Here is a 16,231-nt window from a genome sequence, read left to right as displayed (position 1 = left end):
CGGCGCCCGAGCCCGGCGCCCGGGATTACTCCAGAATATAGCTTTTCAGCGGGGGAATACCGTTAAATTCCACCGAGCTGTAACTCGTGGTGTAGGCTCCGGTCGAGAGCCAGTACAGACGATCGCCCTCCTCCAGGTCTACCGGCAAACTGTAGCGATGGTCTTCATAGAGAATATCCATGCTGTCGCAGGTTGGCCCGGCCAGAATCACCTCGTCGAGGGTTTCACCACAGCCCTCCCACGCAAGGGGATATTGAATCGCCTCTCCCACAGCTTCAATCAATCCGCCAAACAGGCCGACGTCCAGATAAACCCAGCGATCGTGGGAATCCTGTGATTTTGTCGAAATCTGCACCACCTCAGACACCAGCACCCCCGCCTCAGCCACCAGCGAACGACCGGGTTCAATAATGATGTGCGGGGGAGAGCCGCCAAAATCCTCCTCGATAAAGCGGCTGATGGCAGCGCCATACTCATCGATGTCGTGGCGACGACTTTTGTAGGTGGCCGGCATGCCACCGCCCATGTTGACCATTTCCAGCTGCACGCCTTCGCCCGCCAGCTGATCGAAGATAAATCGCACCTTGGCCAACGCCGCATCCCAGCTGCTGATGTCGCGCTGCTGTGAACCCACGTGGAAGGAAATCCCCCAGGGCTTCAGACCCAGATCCCGAGCCAGCAGTATCAACTCAATGGCCATGTCCCGCTGGCAACCGAACTTCCGCGACAAGGGCCAATCGGCGGTATCAGAACCTTCGGTGAGCACCCGCACGTAAACCCGGCTACCTGGCGCGAACTTTGCTAATTTTCTTATGTCTGATTCACAGTCGCTGGCAAACAGGCGAATACCCTGTTCATAGGCGTAGGCTATATCTCGGGCTTTTTTAATGGTATTGCCATAGCTCATGCGCTCTGCGGGGATATTCAGCGCCAATAGTTTGTCCAATTCGAACACCGACGCGATGTCAAAATTGGCACCAAGTTGGTTCAAGCATTGGAGAACAGCGACATCTGGATTTGCTTTTACTGCGTAATACACGCTAGCGTATGGGAAGGCAGTAGTTAGCTCGCGGTATTTTTCACGCAGTAAGTCCAGGTCCAGAATAAGACAAGGCGTGGGCTTATTGGCAGAAAAAGCCAATATTCGCTGCCACGCGTCAGCAGTAAGCAGTGTCTGGTGCATAAATTGGTCGCCTCATTTGAGCCAAGGCCAAAAAAGCGGGCAGTCTAGCGCAAACCACAACAATTTGCCTCACTGTCATCAGCCTGCAATCAACGTTGGCCAATAATCGTCGGCAAGGATAGTCCGACCACTAAGAGATGTACAAAGGATGTAAGGCGCAGAAAGCGCAAGGAGTTAGAAATGAATAAACAAACGACCGAAATAAACGTAAAAAACCTGTGTAGCCGTAAACTTTGGGAAATCCTGAAAAACGCCGAATGGCAGAACTCCTCACAACGTTTTGCCATCGAACAGGAACTATCGGGACGCCGCCACTACCTCGAAGAGCTGGAAGGCCTCACCGTAAAAGAAACCAGGCATTAACCACCAACACATAGGGCAACAGCCCTAGCAGCAGGTACGGCAGCGATGCCGCCCAAAATTGAAGCTGCTGTTCGCACGCCCGATGGATCGCCAGACTTAACTGCCCTGGCACCTGACGGGCGTCAGCTCCCGCCGCCATCATTGGCAACTCCACTCCCTTGAGAATACCACTGTCCAACAAGGCCTGTGAAAAACGCTGCCCTTGCTCGACCTGCCTGGCCAGGCCGCTAAACTGCCCCTTTACCGGGGTATCCGGCATCCGGCGCGCCGACTGCTTCAATGCCTGCGGCAACTGAAAACCCGCCCCCAGACACGCCGCCAGATTATTCACAAAATGATAACTCTGGTATTGCGCCAATGCCGCACCGATACCAGGCAGGCGGTACAAGCTCCGGCTGATACGTCGCGCCAGCCCCGGCGCTCTTGGCAATATACACGCCACTGCCGCCGCCACACCCAACGGCAGCAAGCCCAGCCCCGCTGCAGCCATTGCCTGCAACACACTGATTTCACCCAGCGCCCACAAGGCCAGCGGTGTGCCCAGGGCAAACAGCAGCAGTAATGCAAAAGGAAATACCGCATTGTCGCGCAGGCGACGACGAAATTCCGCAAACATACGGTAGTGCTCGGCCAGCCGCTGATACACATTCGCCAGATTACCCACCGCCAGCCCCAGCTGTAAAAACCCCAGCTCCCATTCGCGAAAAACACCACCGTCACGCAGCTCATCGAGCACAATTTGCTGGCCGCTGCTGAACTGCTCGGCCACGTCCTCCAACTGAGCCCGCTGGGCGGCCTGCGCCCCTTTGCTTAACAGGGCAACCAACTGCTGCCAATTGTTATCGTCAGACTGACTGGCTTCATACAACGACTGAAACAACACAAAGCGCTGCTCGGGCGTCGTGGCCGAATGCGGCGAATCAGAAGGAAGAACTGTACTAAGGGGGGACATAACGATCCAAACTGGCTATCTGCACGCCAAACGGGTATAGGTGGCCGCAAGCGGAAGGTGGAGGTTGCTTCGGCTACAGCAAACGGTGTGGCCAGAGCCGACAATGCCCTATACTCTAGCACAGCTTAAATGCTTCGGGCTGAGAGCCGGTTCGCGGCTCGCTTCGAAGCATTGATACTTTGCCAACAAACTGGAAAACCGGATGATTATTAAGCTGGCCATTGCCGGAGCCGTTATTTATGCCCTGTTCCGATTTATCAAATATGTTCGCTCCCAGCCCCCGGAACAGCGCCGCTCCTATTACCTGACCCTGGTGATCAGTAGTGCAGCGGCGGCATTGGTGCTGCTTTCCATCACCGGCCGCGTCCACTGGCTGGCGGGCATCATCGGTGGCGCCATGCCCTTTGTTCGCCAATTTGTCATGCACCATATCTACAACAAGCTCAGCCCCGGCGAGCGTTCGGAAAGCGGCAGCACCGGGCAAGGCAAGCGCCCGCCGCCATCAATGGACATGGATCTCGCCCAGGCCCGCTCCATACTGGGTGTCAGTGCCGATGCCAGCGAAAGCGACATCATTCAGGCCCACCGCTCTCTCATGCAAAAACTTCACCCCGACCGAGGCGGGAACGACTATCTCGCCAGCCAGATCAATGCAGCAAAGGAGCTGCTGCTAAAGTCGGTCGGCTAGGCGGGCCACCGCGTCCATCGAAACATTCACTTCAACAACATTACACAACAGAACCATGCCAAACGTATTTGTAGTACAAAACCAACACGGACAATATCTGAGCAAACAGTTCGAGTGGACAGACGGCAGCGACCGGCGCGCCCTGTATCGCACCGCCCACTACGACGAAGCGGTAAATGTCATCTTTGAGCAAAGCAGCAAGGATATTATGCTCCGCGCCGTGGCGACCCCCTGCGAAACCGATGAGCAGAATCAGCCACAGGTAGAAATCTGCCGCCACAACGACGCGGTCGCCACGCCAGCAGAGCACGAGGGGCCAGAGCAAACCCTGACAGAGCCAACCACAGACGAATGAACCAAGCGCCTGAGCGTGCAGCAGCCCACTTGAAACCGCCGCCGACGCCCCCATTACTTAATCGTTATTACAACCCAATAGGAAACCTGTACCCATGATGCGCATTCTGCTGTTTCTTGCCACCAACCTGGCTGTAATCGCGGTGGCCAGTATCACCCTCAGCCTGCTTGGCGTAAGCAGTTATATGTCTGCCAATGGCGTCGATCTCGACCTGAGGTCCCTGCTTATTTTCTGCGCCGTATTTGGCATGAGCGGCTCGCTGGTGTCGCTGTTTATCTCCAAATGGATGGCCAAACGCTCCACCCGCACCGAGATCATCACCCAACCCCGCAACCAGCAGGAACGTTGGTTAATGGAAACCGTGGCGGAGCTAGCCCAGAAAGCCGGCATCAGTATGCCGGAAGTGGGTATTTTCCCCTCGCCTGCCGCCAACGCCTTCGCTACCGGCTGGAACCGTAACGCGGCACTGGTGGCTGTGTCGGAGGGGCTGCTGCAACAGATGAACCCAAAAGAAGTCCGCGCAGTTCTCGCCCACGAGATCGGCCATGTCGCTAACGGCGATATGATTACCCTCAGCTTGATTCAGGGCGTAGTGAACACCTTCGTCATGTTCTTTGCGCGGATTATTGGCCACACCGTTGATCGGGTCGTATTCAAAACCGAGCGCGGCCACGGCATCGGCTTCTATATCGTCACCTTTGTCGCCGAAATGGTACTGGGCCTGCTCGCCTCGATGATCGTGATGAAGTTCTCACGCTGGCGGGAATTCCGTGCCGACGAGGCCGGCGCCACCCTGGCCAACCGCGAGGATATGATCTCGGCCCTGCGCGCCCTGCAACGCCAGCAGGGGCTGCCTGCCGACATGCCCGATGAGCTCACCGCCTTCGGCATTCGCACCGGCAGCAAACGGGACTTCGGCGCGCTATTCAGCTCCCACCCGCCGTTGGAAGATCGCATTCAGGCCCTGCGCAAAGGCGCATGAACGACGAGGGCCCACTGCGCCAGAGCTTGGCGCAGTGTCTGCGTGAAATGGCCGCTGGCGACCTGAGCCCAGGCGCCAGCGGCAACATCTCCGCGCGCTGGTGCGATGGCATGCTAGTCAGCGCCAGCGGCCTCAAGGCCGCCTCGGCCACAGCCGACGACTTTGTTTTTGTCGAGGGCGACAGCACAGACGCCCCTCTATATACCGGCTCTTTGCGCCCGTCCAGCGAATGGCTGATGCACCTGCGGCTGTACCAGTGCCGCCCCGCCACCCAGGCCATTGTCCACTGCCACTCTCCCTTTGCAACGGCACTGGCCTGCAAACATCTACCAATACCCGCCTTTCATTATATGGTGAGCATTGCCGGCGGCGACTCCATCCCCTGCTGCGACTACGCGCTGTTTGGCACTGAACAGCTCGCCGAACAGGTCGCGCTTGCGCTGACTGATCGCACGGCTTGTCTAATGGCAAATCACGGCCAGATCAGTGTGGGCGACACCCCACAGCGCGCATTGGCACTGGCGGCAGAAGTCGAATCCCTCGCCCGAATGTACCTGCTGGCCCGGCAAGGCGGAGAACCGGAACTCCTGGATCGAGAACAGATGATGGCGGTTTTCGAAAAGTTCCGTGGCTATGGCCAAAGACTTTAACCACCTCACATTCCGCCAAAAAATACTTTTACCCCCACCTGCGTAGTCATACTCCAGTGCTACGCTCTACTCGATGCACCGTTTCAGCACACAAAGCGCACCAATACAGAGCGCAATCGCGTAACGACGCATCGTCACCATAAACCCAGTTCTGTAAATACTCTTTGGGGAATACCATGAAAAAATCCGTACTTGCCATTGCTCTATTCGGCGCGGCCTTCGCTCACGCTGACTACCAGTTCGAGGCAGGCGCTTTTGTCGGTCAGGGGGATATCAGCCAGGGTAATAACGAGGTTGATTTCGACACGTTCGGAGTACTCGGCGCACTTCACTTCGCTCCGGTGGATACCAGCAAAGGTCCACTCGCCGAGGCAGCCTTCCTCAGTCGCAGCAGCTCAATCAATTTTGGCTTTACCAGCATTGAACCGGATTTTGACAACGCCGACGACCTCGACACCTTCAGCTTTGGCGGCCGCGCTGTCACCGCGCAAAACGTCATTCTGGAAGCCGGCTACTCCACAACGGAATACGGCGACGAAGAGTCCGATAGCGTGCGAATTGGCGCCGGTACTTATCTCACCCCCAATGCCGATGTGGTTGTGTCCTACCAAACCAGCGATGACGACAGTGTTGACGAAGATCGTCTGGGCGTAGACTTCCACGGGGTCAATTCACTGATGCAGGGCGCCAGCTTTGCCTACGACCTGTCTCTGGCCTATATCGACGGCGACAGCGACAACGGTCACGCTATCGGCGTGGGCGGCACCTACTATTTCAACCCCGCATTTGGTATCGGCCTGTCAGCGGAGCTTGAAGAAGTTGGCGATATCGACTCGGACACCGTCACCCTCGACCTCAGCTACTTCCCGCAACCCAATCTGCAACTGGTAGCGGCCTACTTTGACCAGGACGCGGTTTTAGAAACGGAAGGGGTACTGATCGGCGCCTCATTGCGCTTCTAACCCAAACCTCTGTAGCACCCGGGGCCGCCATTGCGGCCCTTTTTTGTGCATAAAGGCCGTCCAGAGGGTCGCATAAGCGACCGAAGATAAATAGAATGGGCCGGTTTTCGGCAAATTGCTGAAAAAAACCAACAAGAATTGTCCGATACTTCTTTTTCTACGAGAAAATTTGCTCGTCTTCCTTTATAGTAGCGGCCTATTTTTTACCCAGTTTATTAGAGAGCGCTATGACTGATCTATCCTTCTACCGAAACATCGGTATTTTCGCCCACGTTGATGCCGGAAAAACCACCACCACTGAGCGCGTACTCAAGCTTACGGGTAAAATCCACAAGCTTGGTGAGGTTCACGAAGGTGAATCAACCACAGACTTCATGGAACAGGAAGCTGAGCGTGGTATTACCATCCAGTCCGCTGCTGTTACCTGTGAATGGAAAGGTCACCGCCTTAACGTTATCGACACCCCTGGACACGTTGACTTTACAGTAGAAGTTTACCGCTCATTGAAAGTTCTTGACGGCGGTATCGGCGTATTCTGTGGCTCCGGTGGTGTTGAGCCCCAGTCAGAGACCAACTGGCGCTACGCGAACGAATCCAAAGTATCTCGTCTGATCTTTGTTAACAAACTTGACCGCGTCGGCGCAGACTTCCTGCGCGTTACCGAGCAGGTCAAGAAAGTACTGGGCGCCAACCCCCTCATCATGACGCTGCCCATCGGCCGCGAAGACGAGTTCAAGGGCGTTGTCGACCTGCTGAGCAATCAGGCTTACATCTGGGATGAAACCGGACAACCTGAAAACTACAGCGTAACCGACGTGCCCGCCGACATGGCGGACGAAGTTGCCATGTACCGCGAGCAGTTGATTGAAACCGCGGTAGAAATGGACGACGACCTGATGATGGCCTACATGGAAGGCGAAGAGCCCTCTATCGACGACATCAAACGCTGCATCCGCAAAGGTACTCTGGAGCTGGCCTTCTTCCCGACTTACTGTGGTTCTGCCTTTAAAAACAAAGGCATGCAGTTGTTGCTGGACGCCGTTGTCGACTATCTGCCGTCGCCCACCGAAGTTAACCCGCAACCACTGACCGACGAAGAGGGCAACCCCAACGGCGAATACGCGATCGTTTCTCCCGATGAGCCCTTCCGCGCACTGGCCTTCAAAATCATGGACGACCGTTTCGGCGCCCTGACCTTCGTTCGAGTTTACTCGGGCAAAATCAAGAAAGGCGACACGATTTACAACTCCTTCACTGGCAAGACAGAGCGTGTCGGCCGAATGGTGGAAATGCAGGCTGACGAGCGCAACGAGCTGAGCAATGCCCACGCCGGCGACATTATCGCCATCGTTGGTATGAAGAACGTACAGACCGGCCACACCCTGTGTGACCCGAACCACCCCTGTACGCTGGAAGCCATGGTCTTCCCCGAGCCAGTTATCTCTATCTCTGTTACCCCTAAAGACAAGGGTTCAACCGAGAAAATGGGTATCGCTATTGGCAAAATGGTTGCCGAAGACCCGACCTTCCGCGTCGAAACCGACGAAGATTCCGGTGAAACCATCCTCAAGGGCATGGGCGAACTCCACCTCGACATCAAAGTCGACATTCTGCGTCGTACCTACGGTGTTGACCTGGTGGTCGGCCAGCCTCAGGTGGCCTATCGCGAAACCATCACCAAGAAAATCGAAGACAGCTACACCCACAAGAAGCAGTCTGGTGGTTCCGGTCAGTTCGGTAAGATCGACTACACCATTGAGCCCGGCGAGCCTAACTCAGGCTTCACCTTCACCTCAACGGTTGTCGGCGGTAACGTTCCCAAGGAATTCTTCCCGGCTATCGAGAAGGGCTTCCGCTCAATGATGGGTACTGGCCCGCTGGCTGGATTCCCGGTACTGGACGTTGTTATCAACCTGTTCGACGGTGGCTTCCACGCCGTTGACTCCTCGGCCGTAGCCTTCGAAATCGCCGCCAAAGGTGCATTCCGTCAGTCTATGCCGAAAGCTGGCCCACAGCTGCTTGAGCCAATGATGAAGGTAGACGTGTACAGCCCCGAAGATCACGTGGGTGATGTTATCGGCGACCTGAACCGCCGCCGTGGCATGATCTCCGGTCAGGAACCCAATGCGACCGGCGTTCGCGTCAAGGCAGACGTTCCGCTGTCAGAAATGTTCGGCTACATCAGCACCCTGCGTACAATGACCTCTGGTCGTGGCCAGTTCTCCATGGAGTTCTCCCACTACGCACCGTGCCCTGCCAACGTTGCCGAGGCAGTCATCGCCAAAGAGAAAGAAAAGAAAGCCGCCGCCAAGTAATTGGCCCGGTGTTAATCAAGCCCCGCCAGCGCAAGCTGCCGGGGCTTTTTTCGTTAAGGGTTCTCTGGATGTTTCCAACGGAACGCCAATCCACATCAAATTCACCTTGATCGGCAATACCGTCGGCGACACATAGAAGGGCCAACTGGATTACTCACGACTAACTGTCTCCGAGTCGGCTAGAATAGGGTGCAAAACAAGCTCTACCCGACGATTTTTCGCCCGACCCTCGGCACTGTCGTTGCTTGCTATCGGCTGTGCAGAACCAAGACTCATCAGCAACAACCGCTCAATCCCGACATTATGCTCAGTCAAATAGCGCCCTACCGCGCCAGCTCGACGATGGGCAAGTACCTTGTTATATAACTCATCACCACTGGCGTCGGTATGCCCGAGCACAGTCACCAGCGTTTTATTGTATTCAGCGAGCACTTCTGAGATAACCGACAACACTGACATCGCCTGCGGATCTATACGGTCACTACCTGTGCTAAAAGTGGGTGTGCCAGGCAAAACAATGTGTATTTCATTTGCGCCTCGACTAATGTGCACATCCTGTCCACTCAGCTTCTGCTGAAGCATCGCGAACTGCACATCCATATAATATCCGACATTTTCGCGATTCAATGGGGCTGCGTAACCCCGCGCCAACTGTCTTAAATAACGACCTCTCTGTTCCTCATTGGACACCACCGCAATAGACGGCACCATGGCGCGTTCACTTGCTGGTTGTGAAGCTACCTCCTTTAACTGTGGCTCGAGTAGTCGACCCTCATCGCCATTCCCACCGAACACGGAACACCCGCCAATGGCGACAACCCCCAGCAGCGTGCCCGCACGCACAACCAGCGACCTTCTGAAAATACGACGCACTCCTCCCCCCTTGTCCAATCAACCCCCCTTCCGCTTCCCATCTACAAGATAAAATTTAATAAATTCATCGGCATACAGCGGTTTTGCAAATAAGTAGCCCTGTCCCAAATTGACCCCCTGAGCGCTCAACCAATCAGCCTGGTGCCGTGATTCAATGCCTTCTGCAATAATGTCGAGTTCCAGCGATTTGGCCATATCTATCACGTGTGGGATAACGTTACTCGTGACAGCGTGGGTCTCAATTGCGTCTACAAAGACCTTATCAATTTTTAATGCGTCAATTTCAAAACTTTCCAAATAAGACAAGCTGGAATATCCGGTACCAAAATCGTCTATCGCAATTGCATGCCCCCTTTGACGAAATCGGCTTATACGGCCCCGTGCTTCATCACTGTCTACCAGCGCTCGCTCCGTAATTTCCAGTTTAATCGACTTTGGGTGAACACCTGAGTCCAGTAGAGTTTTAGACAAGACGTCAGAAAACTCTTCGCTCTCGATGTCCTGGGCAGATATATTCAGGTTAATACTCAAGTCAGGATTTTCACGAAGCAGCCCGCCCAGCTCGCTGACAATTTCCGTCAACATTGCCGTGGTCAAGCCCGTAAGCAAACCAGACTCTTCCGCAAGCGGCACGAAAACGTCGGGACCAACCACCTCGCCATTGTATCTCGTCCAACGAGCCAGCGACTCAGCTCCCACACATCGACCGGTGTGAAGATCCACTATAGGTTGATAACTCGCTTTGATTTCACCGCCCACTATCGCCTCTTTCAACTCAGAAGCGAGGCTGAGCTTACGGCGGGAAAACTGCATTAGGCCAAACATACACAGACCGATAACCAACAAACCGAACACACCCGCGGTGAGTATCGACGGCAGATAGTTTTGCCAAAAATCTCGCATCGGCTGAACGACCACAACATCTATGGGGAAAATCGTGCCTAAGGAAAATCTTGCAATAACTCGCTGCTCGGCACTATCGATGGTAAGACCGGATTTCAACCCTGAGGGGGCTGGTAACACAGCATCGCGAGGGGTAGTCACCATCAACAAGTGCTCGACCCAAAGGCCTGCCTCGCGATTCTCCAGTAAACTGCGATCCATTAGCAGGCGCGGGTCAATCACCACGTCATGGCGGCCGTAACGCATTAAAAACAAGGGCACGCCACTAATTTCGGTATCTTTACCCGGCCACCACGCTACTATCCCGGACGCGTAAATACGACTCGCTTTAGCCGGCGTAAAGTTCTGAGCAAACCCGATACCACACTGCCGGTCGGCGGCCCTCCAGTACCCGATCCCGCGAACATAGGGTCGCGCGACTGCCACCTCCTGCATGACATCAAGATGCTGCTGCGAACACGCTTCGATCGAAAGTTCATTTAGCTGATTAAGCAGGGCGCGTGCATCAATAATGGTATGTTCCGCTTGCTGCCCGAGCCGCTCCGCCATACGCTGCAAGCGCTCCTCTTCGGCAACAACCGACTGATGCCAAAGATACCAGCCAATTAATGAAAATAATGCAGCAAACCCCGTCATTGCGGCAGCAAATAACGCAATATATATTCTTGCTCGGCGCGAAAACATGATAACAATAACACCTTCTGCCACGACTTTACTTGCATAGGACTCAACGTATTGCTTTTTACTAGCACAGCCTATGACATACCTCCACCACAGCCGCCCCTGAGATGAAATCTGATATATCAGTGTAGCAGTGCGTCCATGGATACTCTAAAAAGACTGTGTTGCTCAGGTATCAGCCGCCCGCCGCTTAGTGTAGGCCGTAGCCTTGGCCACTAGTGGATCATCGGGCCAGGGATGCCTGGGATACCGCCCCTTCATATCTTTCTTAACGTCGTGATAGCTACTGCGCCAAAACCCCGCCAGATCACTGGTCACCTGCAAGGGGCGACGGGCGGGCGACAACAGATGTATCAGCAGCGGCTGGCGTCCCTCGGCAACACAGGGCGTAGTTTCACAGCCAAACATTTCCTGGAGTTTCACCGCTAGTACCGGCGGTGATTGAGTGTAATCAACACGAATTCTCGATCCCGAGGGCACCGCAATCGCCTCCGGCGCCTCCCTGGCCAATGCCTGTTGCTGCTCCCAGCTCAGCAGCCCCAGCAGCAATTGCTTCACCTCAACTTTTTGCAGGTCACGCAGTGAACCCACACCATCGAAAAAACTGCTTAACCGCGCCTCACAGGCCCTTAGCAGGCCTTCGTCAGCGACATCAGGCCAACCACCGGGCCGACAGGCGCAGCTCGCTAACAGAGCAATACGGGCGCGCAGCTGGCGGTCGTCATTCCGCCAGCTTAGCACCCCCAAACCACGGCGGCGCAGAAGACTGAACACGGCCTGTTGACGCTGCTCGGGGGCGATATTTTTCACCGCCGTGCTGTTCAGCAACAGTTTGCCGACTTTTTCCAGCTGCTGGGCGACAAAGCGCCCTTTGCTGTCGTCCCAATCTGCACTCAGTTCCCGGCGCACCAAGGGTGCCAAACGCCCCTCAAAAGCCTCCTGTGCAAGTGGTGCGGCGAGCCGTATAACATCCCGGCTATCACCCTCACGACCGCTTAATTCAAGCACCGCCAAAAATTCATTGCCCCGCAGCGGATCATTTTCACCTATCGTCGCCGCACGGCCATTACTGAGCTGGTATTCCACACCATTCGTCTGCCGACAACGGGCAATACGGTCGGGAAAAGCCTCTGCGATCAACACCGCCAACCGGGCCGGATCGGCCGCGGCCGCCATAGCCAGACGACTGTCTTTGGCGTCGCGCTCAACATCCAATAGCCGAGCATACTGCTGGCTCTGCCGGCGTATCTGCCTGATGCGACCGTCCTGCTCACTGCCAGCACGCAGCAACTGTAAGCGAGCCGACACATCTACCCCAGTCTGAGATGACGCAATATCCCGCTCCGACAGCAATGCAGCAATATCACAGGCCGGCCCGGCGCAGCCGACGGCCTTTGCCGAGAGCAGCAAACGTGCCAGTCGCGGGGCCACCGGCAAATCACTCATCGCTTCACCCAGAGGTGTCAGGGTGACAGTTCCCGATTCAGGCGCTGAGCGCCCGTCATCGCCGGGGGCCACGAGGGCCCCCAGCGACACCAGCAGATCCCTGGCCTGGTCAAGATGGGCCGCGGGTGGCGGATCTATCCAGGGCAATTCCCGAGGATCAATACCCCAGCGAAGACATTGCAACACCATTGTCGACAACTCGCTGGTGAGGATTTCCGGCTCGGCGAAATCCGCCAACGACTGCTCCTCGGGCCACATGCGATAACACACACCCGGCGCGACCCGCCCTGCCCGCCCAGCTCGCTGCTCCGCCGAAGCTGTGGAAATACCCGTGTCAGCCAACCTGACAATACCGCTGCGGGGGTCGAACAGCGCCTGCCTGCGCAAGCCTGAGTCGATTACCACAGTGATACCATCAATGGTCAAACTGCTCTCGGCGATATCAGTTGCCAACACGACTTTTCGCCAGCCCGGCTCCGGCGCAGCAATCGCCCTGCGCTGCGCGTCCAGCCCAAGGCTGCCGTAAAGCGGCGCTATTACAATGTTTTGCGAGGCCGTCTCACTTTGAAGGGCCCGAGCTATATGCTGGATTTCGCGCTGGCCAGGTAAAAACACCAGAATATTACCCTCGTGATCCGCCAGCGCCCGTCTGATCTGCGCGGGCATAGCCGACAACACCTCGCGGCTACGACTGCCGGACTGGCCCGTTACCCGGCCCCGGGGCGGCGGAACATAGTGTTTGGTCACAGGGAATTGCCGCCCCTCACTGCGTAGCAGCGGAGCATCGCCTAAATAAGCCGACAATTGCCCACCATTGAGGGTCGCCGACATCAACACTACCTTCAGCGGTGCCTCGCGTAATTCGCCGAACAGACGCTGCCCCTCGAGCGTCAAGGCCAGACCGAGGTCAGCATCGAGATTACGCTCGTGAAATTCATCAAATATCAGCAAACCGACCTCAGAAAGGGCCGGATCATCATTGAGCATTCGCGCCAGAATACCCTCGGTGATAACTTCTATGCGCGTGGCGGAGGACACCCGACTTTCCATACGCACACGATAACCCACTGTGTCGCCGGCGCGCTCGCCAAGCTGACTCGCCATGCGCTCTGCCGCGCCACGGGCCGCGAGGCGCCTCGGCTCCAGCATCAGAATTTTGCGCCCAGCCAACCACGGCTCGTCGAGCATCGCCAGGGGCACCTGGGTGGTTTTACCAGCGCCGGGAGGCGCCTCAAGCACGACACAGTGATGGGCCCGCAAGGCTTCCCGCAGTGCGGGAAGCTGGGCAAAAATAGGCAGGGATTCGGACATCAGATCTCACACAGCAGGCAAGGCAGCCATCGCAATTGCCTTGCCACGAGCAACCGCTAGTCGTTAATAAACGCCTTCACATCGGCGAGGAAATTATCCAACTGGTCGTGATGCAACCAGTGACTGGCTCCTGGATAGCGCTTGAGAATGGCATTCTGAAAATAGGCCAGGCGACCACTTTTTTCCGGGTCTTCCACAAAGGTTTCTGTGCCCCATGCCAGCATCGTTGGACACTCGATATTCGACAACACCTCCCGCAGCTCGTTTTCGCTGATTTCAATGCGGTTGTGCTTGCGCGTGTAGTTATCGAACTTCCAGCTGTAGGTGCCATCTTCATTTTGACTCGCACCGTGGCAGGTTAAATGGCGGGCCTGCTCGATGGTCAGATGGGGGTTCTCATCGCGCATTCTCTGAAAGGCATCCTCCAGCTTGGCGTAACGGCGTGGCACCCGCGATGACATCGCATGACGAGCATCCACCCACTCGCGCATCTTTTGTCGATATGAACTTTGATCTATATCGGCGATATCGTCGATATTCGGCATAATGCCCTCAATACTGACCAGCTTTTTCACGTTTTCAGGGAAAATTGACGCGTAACGGCTGGAGATAGCACCACCCATGGAATGGCCGATTATCGTCGCCGGAGCCAGGTTTTTCTGATTGATAAGCTGGGCGATATCACACACATAGGCCTCTATTGAATAGTGCCCGTCCGGCGACCATGCACTGTCACCGTGGCCACGTAAGTCCGGCGCGATAATATGCCAGTCGTGACGCAACTCGTTGGCAATCCAGTCCCAGTTGCGGCAGTGATCCTGACCACCGTGTATCAACACCAGCGGCGGTGCTCCGGCGTTGCCCCAGTCAACGTAGTGCATCCGCAACCGCTGCGAAATATAGATATGGGAACTCGGTCCAATAAGCTCCGATGCCATCTGCCACTCCTTTTACATTCGCTGAAAATTCAGCTGAGGGAAAAACCTGGCCTTCAAGCATTGCCGAAGGCCAAAAAATTCGCTGATTACAACAGCATACACCTTTTCCCGTGCTCCCCGAAACGCGCCGCCGCCAAAATCCGAGTTTTGCGCCACCGCGTATTAACAGAAAAATAGTAACAACAAAGTAGTAACAGCGAATAAGCCTGCTCGGCCCTGCAACCATGTCGAGCCACACACCCGATACGGAGCGTCATATGCTAGACCCCATTACCCTGGCCGAAAAAGGCCTGATCCCCGACAGCCTGGTTCGCCGGGGCATTCGTAAACAGCTTTCTGAACGCCTGTCAGAGGAAGCCAGTCACAATCTTCAGCAAAACGAGAACCGTAGACGCGCCTTTCGCCAGCAACTGAAAGAGTCGGCCATCACCATTAACACCCGGGACGCCAACGAGCAGCATTACGAGGTGCCACCCGCGCTGTTCGAGTTGATGCTAGGGCAGCGACTGAAATACAGCAGCTGCTGGTGGGACGCAGACTGCCAGGACCTGGACGAGGCAGAGGAACGCATGCTGCGCATATACGCCGAGCGCGCCCAGCTGGAAGATGGTCAGCGTATATTGGAACTGGGCTGCGGCTGGGGCAGCTTTTGCCTATGGGCGGCGGAGCACTACCCAAACTCCACGATTACCGCCGTATCCAACTCCCACGGGCAACGGGAATTCATCGAGGAATGCGCCGCCAATCGGGGCCTTCGCAATCTTACCGTTATCACCTGCGACGTCGCGGAACTTAGCCTCGACCAGCGCTTCGACCGCATTGTTACCGTGGAAATGCTTGAACACGTACGCAACTATCGTGAATTGCTAAAGAACACCTCAAACTGGCTCGACCCAGACGGCCTGATGTTCGTGCATATCTTTTGTCACGCCTACCTTCACTACCCCTTTGATGGCGGCTGGATGACAGACAATTTTTTCAGCGGCGGCCAAATGCCCGCCTTCGACACCCTGATGCACTTCTCGGAACATATGCGAATCGTCGATAGCTGGCGGGTCAATGGCGAACACTACGCCAAAACCCTGGAAGCCTGGCTGGAAAAACTGGATATGAATCGGGACATGGCGCTATCGGTGCTGAAAGACGCTCCCAACCCCAAAATTCAATTAAACCGCTGGCGAATGTTCCTACTCGCCTGTGCCGAGCTTTTCGCCTACCGTGGCGGACAGGAATGGTTTGTCGGACACTATTTACTAACCCCGGGCCAGCTTGCTGACTGATCAAAAAATGCCCGTAAGCCCTTATATTTGCTCAAATTTTACCCAATATACAGTTTTTTGAATTTTTTTGGTAAAGATCGTTGACAGCAAGAGGGGGCTTGCATACTATACGCCACCTCGACGCGCTCGTAGCTCAGCTGGATAGAGTACCTGGCTACGAACCAGGCGGTCGGAGGTTCGAATCCTCCCGAGCGCGCCATATTTAAAAGGCCTGCAGCAATGCAGGCCTTTTTTTTCGTCTGGAATAAAGTAAATCAGGACATTCCTTCTATTTCCCCATTCGGGGTCTGTCCCCGTTTTTAATTGGGGACAGACCCCACCCCTTCGATTGGGCTCCACGCGTTCCAAA

Annotated in this window: 14 protein-coding genes and 1 tRNA gene; 9 read left to right on the top strand and 6 right to left on the bottom strand. The window is 55.6% G+C overall.

Annotated features, from left to right (window positions below; genetic code table 11):
• Positions 1–25: 25 nt before the first annotated feature.
• Entirely contained in the window at positions 26–1,183 is a 1,158-nt protein-coding gene (locus HCU74_RS09015; RefSeq protein ID WP_168450114.1) for a type III PLP-dependent enzyme, read from the bottom strand.
• 180 nt (positions 1,184–1,363) lie between these two features.
• On the opposite strand from HCU74_RS09015, the gene HCU74_RS09010 reads away from it, so the two are divergent.
• Positions 1,364–1,546 (top strand): hypothetical protein, encoded by a 183-nt coding sequence (locus tag HCU74_RS09010; protein ID WP_168450113.1) that lies wholly within the window; start codon positions 1,364–1,366, stop codon positions 1,544–1,546.
• On the opposite strand, the gene HCU74_RS09005 is transcribed toward HCU74_RS09010, so the two are convergent.
• The gene (locus HCU74_RS09005; RefSeq protein WP_210425217.1) at positions 1,521–2,498 is read right to left on the bottom strand and encodes a type II secretion system F family protein; all 978 of its coding nucleotides are present in this window, start codon (positions 2,496–2,498) and stop codon (positions 1,521–1,523) included. The genes HCU74_RS09010 and HCU74_RS09005 overlap by 26 nt on opposite strands.
• Positions 2,499–2,700: 202 nt before the next feature.
• Here HCU74_RS09005 and HCU74_RS09000 point away from each other — a divergent pair, with 202 nt between their 5' ends.
• From HCU74_RS09000 to fusA, 6 genes are all read left to right on the top strand, one after another.
• Positions 2,701–3,186 carry a DnaJ domain-containing protein gene (locus HCU74_RS09000; RefSeq protein ID WP_168450111.1) on the top strand — a complete coding sequence of 162 codons (486 nt, stop codon included), beginning with the start codon at positions 2,701–2,703 and terminating at the stop codon, positions 3,184–3,186.
• Positions 3,187–3,241: 55 nt separating this feature from the next.
• Positions 3,242–3,541, top strand: a complete 300-nt coding sequence (locus tag HCU74_RS08995) for a hypothetical protein (RefSeq protein WP_168450110.1) — start codon at positions 3,242–3,244, stop codon at positions 3,539–3,541.
• Positions 3,542–3,635: 94 nt separating this feature from the next.
• Positions 3,636–4,523, top strand: a complete 888-nt coding sequence (gene htpX / locus HCU74_RS08990; RefSeq protein ID WP_168450109.1) for a protease HtpX — start codon at positions 3,636–3,638, stop codon at positions 4,521–4,523.
• Complete coding sequence (locus HCU74_RS08985; protein WP_168450108.1) at positions 4,520–5,173, top strand: class II aldolase/adducin family protein; 654 nt, start codon at positions 4,520–4,522, stop codon at positions 5,171–5,173. Before htpX ends, HCU74_RS08985 begins: the two co-directional genes overlap by 4 nt.
• Positions 5,174–5,349: 176 nt before the next feature.
• On the top strand, positions 5,350–6,135 hold the full coding sequence (locus tag HCU74_RS08980) for a putative porin (protein ID WP_168450107.1): 786 nt from the start codon (positions 5,350–5,352) through the stop codon (positions 6,133–6,135).
• A gap of 227 nt (positions 6,136–6,362) precedes the next feature.
• Positions 6,363–8,450 carry an elongation factor G gene (fusA, locus tag HCU74_RS08975; RefSeq protein ID WP_168450106.1) on the top strand — a complete coding sequence of 696 codons (2,088 nt, stop codon included), beginning with the start codon at positions 6,363–6,365 and terminating at the stop codon, positions 8,448–8,450.
• Positions 8,451–8,600: 150 nt separating this feature from the next.
• Here the strand turns inward: fusA and HCU74_RS20320 are convergent, their stop codons facing one another.
• The 4 genes from HCU74_RS20320 to HCU74_RS08955 form a co-directional block, all read right to left on the bottom strand.
• Positions 8,601–9,323, bottom strand: a complete 723-nt coding sequence (locus HCU74_RS20320) for an OmpA family protein (RefSeq protein WP_168450105.1) — start codon at positions 9,321–9,323, stop codon at positions 8,601–8,603.
• An 18-nt stretch (positions 9,324–9,341) separates the two neighbouring features.
• Positions 9,342–10,934, bottom strand: coding sequence for an EAL domain-containing protein (locus HCU74_RS08965; protein WP_210425216.1), 1,593 nt, complete (start codon positions 10,932–10,934; stop codon positions 9,342–9,344).
• Between the two features lie 141 nt (positions 10,935–11,075).
• On the bottom strand, positions 11,076–13,664 hold the full coding sequence (gene hrpB / locus HCU74_RS08960) for an ATP-dependent helicase HrpB (protein WP_168450104.1): 2,589 nt from the start codon (positions 13,662–13,664) through the stop codon (positions 11,076–11,078).
• A gap of 56 nt (positions 13,665–13,720) precedes the next feature.
• The gene (locus HCU74_RS08955; RefSeq protein WP_168450103.1) at positions 13,721–14,602 is read right to left on the bottom strand and encodes an alpha/beta fold hydrolase; all 882 of its coding nucleotides are present in this window, start codon (positions 14,600–14,602) and stop codon (positions 13,721–13,723) included.
• Between the two features lie 257 nt (positions 14,603–14,859).
• Between HCU74_RS08955 and HCU74_RS08950 the strand changes: the two genes are divergently transcribed.
• Both HCU74_RS08950 and HCU74_RS08945 read left to right on the top strand, forming a co-directional pair.
• Positions 14,860–15,882 (top strand): SAM-dependent methyltransferase, encoded by a 1,023-nt coding sequence (locus HCU74_RS08950; RefSeq protein WP_168450102.1) that lies wholly within the window; start codon positions 14,860–14,862, stop codon positions 15,880–15,882.
• A gap of 122 nt (positions 15,883–16,004) precedes the next feature.
• A tRNA-Arg gene (locus HCU74_RS08945) sits at positions 16,005–16,081 on the top strand.
• The last annotated feature ends 150 nt before the right edge of the window (positions 16,082–16,231 follow it).

Source organism: Spongiibacter thalassae, assembly GCF_012272835.1.
In the GTDB taxonomy this organism is placed as follows: Bacteria; Pseudomonadota; Gammaproteobacteria; order Pseudomonadales; family Spongiibacteraceae; genus Spongiibacter; species Spongiibacter thalassae.
The sequence above is the reverse complement of the archived record's forward strand: the minus strand, read 5'-3'. Positions and strand labels throughout refer to the sequence as shown.

Bases quoted from the DNA above. Each gene is read 5' to 3' on its own strand.
- HCU74_RS09015 (WP_168450114.1), bottom strand. From the start codon at position 1,183: ATGCACCAGACACTGCTTACTGCTGACGCGTGGCAGCGAATATTGGCT.
- HCU74_RS09010 (WP_168450113.1), top strand. From the start codon at position 1,364: ATGAATAAACAAACGACCGAAATAAACGTAAAAAACCTGTGTAGCCGT.
- HCU74_RS09005 (WP_210425217.1), bottom strand. From the start codon at position 2,498: ATGTCCCCCCTTAGTACAGTTCTTCCTTCTGATTCGCCGCATTCGGCC.
- HCU74_RS09000 (WP_168450111.1), top strand. From the start codon at position 2,701: ATGATTATTAAGCTGGCCATTGCCGGAGCCGTTATTTATGCCCTGTTC.
- HCU74_RS08995 (WP_168450110.1), top strand. From the start codon at position 3,242: ATGCCAAACGTATTTGTAGTACAAAACCAACACGGACAATATCTGAGC.
- htpX (WP_168450109.1), top strand. From the start codon at position 3,636: ATGATGCGCATTCTGCTGTTTCTTGCCACCAACCTGGCTGTAATCGCG.
- HCU74_RS08985 (WP_168450108.1), top strand. From the start codon at position 4,520: ATGAACGACGAGGGCCCACTGCGCCAGAGCTTGGCGCAGTGTCTGCGT.
- HCU74_RS08980 (WP_168450107.1), top strand. From the start codon at position 5,350: ATGAAAAAATCCGTACTTGCCATTGCTCTATTCGGCGCGGCCTTCGCT.
- fusA (WP_168450106.1), top strand. From the start codon at position 6,363: ATGACTGATCTATCCTTCTACCGAAACATCGGTATTTTCGCCCACGTT.
- hrpB (WP_168450104.1), bottom strand. From the start codon at position 13,664: ATGTCCGAATCCCTGCCTATTTTTGCCCAGCTTCCCGCACTGCGGGAA.
- HCU74_RS08955 (WP_168450103.1), bottom strand. From the start codon at position 14,602: ATGGCATCGGAGCTTATTGGACCGAGTTCCCATATCTATATTTCGCAG.
- HCU74_RS08950 (WP_168450102.1), top strand. From the start codon at position 14,860: ATGCTAGACCCCATTACCCTGGCCGAAAAAGGCCTGATCCCCGACAGC.